Origin of the sequence: Bacillus cereus group sp. BfR-BA-01356 (assembly GCF_022663635.1) — a bacterium.
Taxonomy (GTDB): Bacteria; Bacillota; Bacilli; order Bacillales; family Bacillaceae_G; genus Bacillus_A; species Bacillus_A cereus.
Genome location: NZ_JAKUFX010000198.1, coordinates 1 through 7,208 on the forward strand (window position 1 = coordinate 1; position 7,208 = coordinate 7,208).

Here is a 7,208-nt window from a genome sequence, read left to right on the forward strand (position 1 = left end):
TTTTACATAAAATACTGGTCTAGTTTCGTGATGTCTTTTTTAAGCAATTTGTCCTTTGATAACTTCAAAAGATATTATTTTTCAGTTGACATACTACCGCAGGTCTTTATTCTATATACACGAATTGGATACCTTCTGATTACTACTCAAACATGACGCTATAATTTCCATAAATCGAATTTCAAATTATCAAGAACTGTAAAAAAAATTGTTTCTTCATTTTCTTCTCCCAAACAACCACCCTACTCCATACATTTATGGTAAAATATAGTTAATATATTATTTTATTGTGGAGGTGTAAATTTCCTATGTATATATTCATCGGCTTATCCCTCTTACTCATATTACTTATTTTTTTATTCGCAAAAAAATTCACACCAAACTCTTTCATGATGACTAACTTTAAAGGCAATAGCTTTAAGACATTTTCAATCGGTATTTTAATCGCTGCCATACTCTCACTTTCATATGGAACTTATCATGCAGTAACATATCAACCTAGTTATTTAGATATTAAATTAAAAAATCAAAACTACACTGTTTTCGGTAATGTAGGCGAATTCGGTTATTTCTCCGAAGAATTATTAAAAAAAGATACTGAAGTTCAACTATATTTCGTCTCTTGGAAAAAAATGCAGTTAAAAAATCCGGTAATACTTATAGAATATCCTTCAGGAAAACAAGAAACATGGAAGCCAAATATCGTATTAATACCGATAAGTAAATTACAAGAAAAACATGATATAAAAGATATTTATCAACTATCACCGTATTCATTTAAAGAATCTGGAGAAATAACATTAACAATAAAAGAAAACAATGTAAAAAACAATAAAATTTCCATTCAAATAAAATAAATAAAAACTGTTCCTTCATTTTGCTGAAGGAACAGTTTTTATTTATTCTACAGTATTATTTATTTAATGTAGCCATTATTTCATTGGCAATATTCTTTCCATTTCCAATACACGCACCAATTCCAACACCGTAATATGAGGCACCAGCTAAATATACATTTGGATAAAGATTTGTCATTTTTTCTTGCAATGCTTGAACCGCTTGATTATGTTCTAAATGATATTTCGGCATTAAATCTTTCCAATTTGTAACTTCAACTACTTCTGGTTCACCTTTAATTCCGAGACTCTTTTCAATATCATATAAAGCTACTCGTACTAATTCTTCTTCATTGTAATCCTTGATTGTTTCATATACCGGATTGGTACTCTTATAAAACATTCTAACTAATAATTTTTGTTTACCCGATGTATGTTTCCACTTTCGACTTGTCCATGTACAAGCATCACAATGTAAATCACTGTTTTCCGTTACAATAAACCCCGTACCGTCAGCTGGTAGTTGTTCATCTAGTATGTCAAATCCTAAATAAATACTAATAAGAGATGAGTTTTTAAATGTATTAAACTGCTCATTTAACTCATTAGACTGTAATAAAGTTTGTGCTATATCATGTGGAGCTGCTAAAACAACATAATCAGCTTGTATTGTTTCATGATTTGCAAAAGAAATCTCATATCGATCTTCTTGTTTACTTACAGCCGTCGTTATAGCACCTTTTTTTACGACAGTTTCAGTCAGCACTTCTTCTAAGCGATTAATTATCGTAGATAGTCCACCTTTAAATGATACGAATTTTTTATTTCCTGCTGATTGAAATTGTGTTTTATTCTCTTCAAAACCTTTAATAATACTTCCATACTTATTTTTATAATCCAGTAAATATGGTAATGTAGATGCCATTGTAAGCTCATTCAATTTACCAGAATATACACCTGAAAGCACGGGAGCAATTTGTCTTTCCACTAACTCTTTCCCTAAGAAACTTTCTAAAAATAGAGCAAGTGATGTATCTTTCGTAAACTCTTTATTTTTCGTTATAAAATCTTTTAAAGCTACGATTTTCCCCTTCGTTGAGACTAGCGTACTGCTAAACAACGACCGGGCGCTCATCGGTATCCCAAATATAGTATCAGAAGGAATCGGATGTAACATGTTTTCAGAATATATGTAAGAAATACCCGTTTCATTATATACCATTTCATCTTCTAAATTTAAATCTTTTACAAGTGGCATAACATATTCATTACGAGCAACGATTGAATCCGCTCCTGACTCCATAATGAAATCCTTTTCTTCCACACTATGGATTTTACCACCTAAATACTCTTCTTTCTCAATAAGAATTAAATTTAAAGCGATATTATAATCCTTTTTTAATTTTTCTAAATAAAACATAGTAGAAAGTCCCGTTATACCTCCACCGATAACAACAACTGTTTTCATATGTGCTGCGCTCCTAACCGATACAATTAATAATTCCTTTTTATTATAACCAAAAGTCCTTATATTCGACTAGCAAGTTGCGCATTCTGTAAGAAATTAGACAATATATTTGAATATATTGTCTAATTACCTAATAAAAAAGAACTATAACATTTACAAACCCCGTCATAGTTCTCTTTATTTTAAAAACATAAAGTAATTGATTAATTTATCTAGTTCTTGACTCAATGCCAATACTTTTTCATGTTGAATTCCATAATCCGATACTAAATATAAAAGTTCTTCTTTTTTTATTTCAATTACTTTTTCCAATTTCGCTAGTTCCATGTCGTTTTACATCTCTCCAAAAATAAAATGTATGTATTTCAGTATAGCCTACTTACATAATTAGTAAAAGTAAAATACGCATGTAAAATCTTACATATTTGAAAAAATAATATACTACTAACAAAAAAAGAAACTAGATTAAACATCCTTTTACAGATCATTAACATTCATTAAGAATTAATAACATAACGGAATTTTTCTAATGTGATATCTTTATAATTTGGAGCTCTCTGTATATGATTAAAATAACTATATGAGAATTTAAATACATGACCAAAATCCCAATCGAATTCACTATAGTCTTTTATCCAAAATATATTTTCAGTTGGTAAAATATTTGCACGTTTAGATTGAATTAAAGGTAATCGATCTATAGGTGAGTGTAAAGTTATTTCCGTATTCAGCTTGAGCTTTTGGCTAGCTCTTAGTACGTATACTAGTTTTAACAGCGGACGTATCCCTCGTTGAAATATATCTATATGTCCTAAATCGTACATTATATTAATTGCGTGGGAGTATGTAAGCAAATGCCCAATTAAATCATGATGTGATTCCGCTCGATAAATACTATTAAATTTCGATAACTCATTTAAAATGAACTGAGATACTTGTGTTGGATTACTCAATTCACTTTGTATCTCCTCTTCAAAACTTAATTGTTTTACTTCTTTCGTCGTATAACCAATCCACGATCTACCCGGAATTGTTTTTCGAAATGATAAAATAAGAGTAGTAATCCCTTCAATTGCTTGATTATCACCCCATTTTTGTAGCTCTTTCATAGCTAATAAACTTAATGACGCATAAATGACGTTATGCCCCACCCAATGAAGCTCATCAATCGTTTGTTCTAAAGATTTTATAATCATATTTTCCGCAATTTTAAAATCTATTTCTTTTTTATCATCAATCATCTCACCAATTTTTTTCTTGTTCAGCATCATCCTTGTTTGCGAATACATATTACGAGCTGTTTCTTCATCAATATTATTATCTTTCATAAAAAAATAACTAGCAATTGCAGCTGCTCCAAAATGTGCATGCCAAATATCATTTGTTTCTTTTTTACATTGAGAAATAATTGAAAGACCGCCTTTTAAAATACTTTTGTTTTCCATTGTTTTCCATTTTTTCCTCTCCTAATAAAAATCACTATATTTTCATCCTAAAGATGGTGTCAGGACAAATAAAATGTGATTCGATTCATCACTTTTATTCAAAAATCGATGCTTCACATTCGGTGGAATACGTACAACATCGCCTTCTTCTAAAAAATATTCTTTTCCCTCCAATTCCACATACACTTCCCCTTTCATAATAACAGCAATCTCTTCCTTATCTTCATGGGAATAATGGCTTTCTGTTGTATTTGCTTGTTTATTTAAATCCATCATTAACATTTCAATACGTGCTTTCATAAAATCAGGTGTTAATACATCATATACAATGTGATCATTGTTTTCCCGATATACTTTTTTTCGATCTTTTTTCTTAGAAATGAGCGAATCTGTATCAATATCGTTAATAAAAAGTGTAAACAGCGGTACATTTAATGCTTTTGCAATTAATTCCAAAACATTTAAAGAAGGATTAGCATGTCCTCTTTCAATTTGGCTAATTAGTGATGTACTAATCCCCGCATAATCAGCGAAATCACGAATTGTCATATTATTTTTCTTACGATAACTTAATACTGTTTGTCCAAGCCTATCATGTATCATAGTAAAACTTCCTTTCGTCCATCATAATGCATGTTTCGTTGTCTTTGTGCTGACATACTAAACAAAGGCAAATAACCCTTCCCTATTATCTCCGGGACTTATATACTTACTTTTGTACATTATATCGCATTAAGTTTATTATAATAAACATTCTATCGGAGGGACAAACTTTGAAATCAACTATTCTTTCATATTGCATCTTATTTTTTGGTGTATTCGCCTTATCAACTTCAGCAATTTTTGTAAAATTGGCAGATGCTCCTGCGACAATCATTGCTTTTTACCGATTATTCTTTGCCACACTAATTCTGTTACCGTTATTACTATTTAATAAAAATAGTCGAAATGAGCTAAAAACTTTAACGAAAAAACAATGGGCACTTGGATTCGTATCTGGGCTATTTTTAGCTGCACATTATGTACTATGGTTTGAATCATTACAATATACTTCTGTAGCAAGCTCTACAGTTATCGTAACGTTACAACCTTTGTTCTCAATGATTGGTGGTTATTTTTTATTTAAGGAGAGATTTACGAAAGGAGCAGTTATTGGTTGCCTCATCGCTATTTCAGGTAGTATCATCATTGGCTGGCAAGATTTCCAAATTAGTGGAGAAGCTTTATATGGAGATATTTTAGCATTTATTGCTGCCGGTATCATTACTGCTTATTTTTTCATTAGCCAACACGTTCGTAAAGATTTGTCACTTATACCCTATTCAGTAATTAGTTATGGAAGTAGTGCTGGCTTTCTTGGCATATTTGCTTTCACGCAACAAGAATCTTTCATCCATTACTCTACACAAACTTGGTTGTGCTTTATTGGATTAGCTTTCATTGCTACAATTTTAGGACAAACCATTTTTAATTGGTTATTAAAATGGATGAGTGCTACTGTAATTTCAATGAGTATTTTAGGTGAAACAATTGGCACTTGTATACTAGCGTACTTTATATTACATGAGACCATTTCTTTACAACAAGGACTAGGAATTACCGTTATTTTTATTGGTTTAGTATTATTTTTATTGCAGCCAAGTTCTAATAAAAAAGCATGACAGTATACTGTCATGCTTTTAACTATTCATTATGTACAATTAAACCATTCGGTCTAAAACGACTCATCATAATTTCATTAATAAACTTTCCATGAGCTTTCAAATTCCCTATCTTTACTCCCTCTTCTACAAATCCAAATTTTTCATATAAAGCTTTTGCTTTTGGATTCGTTTCTAACACACCTAGTTCTACTCTCTCTAACATTAACCAATTATCAGCCAGATCAAGCATCTTCGTAAGAAGTGCTCTCCCAATTCCTTTATTATGATATTCACTGTCTACTCCAATGAATAAATCGCCTGAATGAGATCTTCGGCCCGGACTTTGTGTTAAACCTACAAACCCAACAACTTCTCCATCATATTCTGCAACAAATTCAAATTGATTTGGTGCTAAATTTCGAATTCTATTTTCCATAGCTTCTACACGCATGCTAGGTAAGAAAACCATATACGGTAAAACGTCATCCTGTATACATATACGATGAATTGCTCTAGCATCTTGTATTTCTACTGCTCTAACGTTGATTCCCATCTTTCTCTCCTCCATATAAATAACAATATATTTGTGTGTATTCTAGAAACGTTCACGAATGAACTTCTCGCCCGTATTTCTTTATGTCATTTTTACATAATTATTTCGATATAATACTTAATTTCCAAAAATATTAACGACTATATGGATTTGGTTAACTTTTCACCTTGTTATATAAATCAAGCAAATTTTCAATCAGAATACCATTTAGTTTCATGCCGACTATATCACAATTTTCTATTTCAATATTTTTCAGATTACTATTACTTATAGTGCTACCTTCCAAATCACATTTATCGAATACAATAGGTTCCTTCTCATCTCCGAGACTTGTATTTTTAAATTGCACTCCACCTAAAGTCACCAAATTAAATTTACTGCCAGAAAGATTTAAATCTGCATATGATGACCTTCTAAAATTTATATTTCTAAACTTGGATTGACTTACATTACAATTACTCATATTCATATTCATTATATTGCTACCAACAAATGAACTGTTTTTTAAATTCACTTGATAATACTCTGTATTTGCTAAATTACAGTTTTCGTATTGACTATTTTTCATATCTTTATTTGTAACTACACTCGCTTTGTTTGAGCTTGTTTTTATTCTTTTCACGTAACAATACTCATCTTCCGATTCAAAAATCATTTGGTAACCCATCTTTTTATAAAAGTGATGATTGTTAATTTGTCTACTAGATGTTTCGAGATCCCAAATCTTTATGTTCGGATATTCCTTTTCTATTAATTTCATAACATGTGATCCAATTCCTTTTCCTTGATAAACAGGATCTACAAAAATACGATCAATTCGACCGTACGACTTACCAGAAATCGTAACTATTATCCCTCCGATTATTTCTTTATCCATTACAACTTTGAAAGAATCCAATTCTTCAATGGAATATTCCATCATTTCAACTGAAGAATATCCTGGCGGTTGAATGTTATAATCAATGACATCATCTTGGCCGTATAGCCATTGTTTTGCTTCTGCATCAAATGTTCTTTTCATTATTTCTGTTAATTTCTCAGCATCTAAAATTGTAGCTTTTTCTATAGATATTTTCGTCATTTTCGTTTTCCCCTTCATTATTACAAACCAACCATTTTTGTGAATGGCATAATTATCAATTCACTTTATTACCCCCATGCCCATCAACTTAAGAGTGAGCACAACCTGAGCTTTCGACTCATCGGATCAAAACATTCCTAAAATAAAAGCATACTCTTAAAAATAAGCATCTCAAATAAACC

General features: G+C 30.8%; 8 protein-coding genes. 2 read left to right on the plus strand and 6 right to left on the minus strand.

From position 1 onward, the window contains the following. Positions 1-308 precede the first annotated feature (308 nt). Positions 309-857, plus strand: a complete 549-nt coding sequence (locus MR168_RS31530) for a hypothetical protein (protein ID WP_000275232.1) — start codon at positions 309-311, stop codon at positions 855-857. 55 nt (positions 858-912) lie between these two features. On the opposite strand, the gene MR168_RS31535 is transcribed toward MR168_RS31530, so the two are convergent. The 4 genes from MR168_RS31535 to MR168_RS31550 form a co-directional block, all read right to left on the minus strand. After that, positions 913-2,304, minus strand: a complete 1,392-nt coding sequence (locus MR168_RS31535; RefSeq protein ID WP_000860337.1) for a protoporphyrinogen oxidase — start codon at positions 2,302-2,304, stop codon at positions 913-915. Between the two features lie 177 nt (positions 2,305-2,481). Continuing rightward, on the minus strand, positions 2,482-2,631 hold the full coding sequence (locus MR168_RS31540; protein ID WP_000417698.1) for an aspartyl-phosphate phosphatase Spo0E family protein: 150 nt from the start codon (positions 2,629-2,631) through the stop codon (positions 2,482-2,484). Positions 2,632-2,801: 170 nt separating this feature from the next. Beyond that, positions 2,802-3,749 (minus strand): hypothetical protein, encoded by a 948-nt coding sequence (locus tag MR168_RS31545; RefSeq protein WP_086389117.1) that lies wholly within the window; start codon positions 3,747-3,749, stop codon positions 2,802-2,804. Positions 3,750-3,791: 42 nt separating this feature from the next. Beyond that, on the minus strand, positions 3,792-4,352 hold the full coding sequence (locus MR168_RS31550; RefSeq protein WP_000581028.1) for a helix-turn-helix domain-containing protein: 561 nt from the start codon (positions 4,350-4,352) through the stop codon (positions 3,792-3,794). A 170-nt stretch (positions 4,353-4,522) separates the two neighbouring features. Here MR168_RS31550 and MR168_RS31555 point away from each other — a divergent pair, with 170 nt between their 5' ends. Further along, positions 4,523-5,410 carry a DMT family transporter gene (locus tag MR168_RS31555; protein ID WP_000843092.1) on the plus strand — a complete coding sequence of 296 codons (888 nt, stop codon included), beginning with the start codon at positions 4,523-4,525 and terminating at the stop codon, positions 5,408-5,410. A 22-nt stretch (positions 5,411-5,432) separates the two neighbouring features. Here the strand turns inward: MR168_RS31555 and MR168_RS31560 are convergent, their stop codons facing one another. Together MR168_RS31560 and MR168_RS31565 are read right to left on the minus strand one after the other, a co-directional pair. Then, the gene (locus MR168_RS31560; RefSeq protein WP_000512619.1) at positions 5,433-5,945 is read right to left on the minus strand and encodes a GNAT family N-acetyltransferase; all 513 of its coding nucleotides are present in this window, start codon (positions 5,943-5,945) and stop codon (positions 5,433-5,435) included. Positions 5,946-6,099: 154 nt separating this feature from the next. Further along, positions 6,100-7,044 carry a GNAT family N-acetyltransferase gene (locus tag MR168_RS31565; RefSeq protein WP_043924656.1) on the minus strand — a complete coding sequence of 315 codons (945 nt, stop codon included), beginning with the start codon at positions 7,042-7,044 and terminating at the stop codon, positions 6,100-6,102. Between the last annotated feature and the right edge of the window lie 164 nt (positions 7,045-7,208).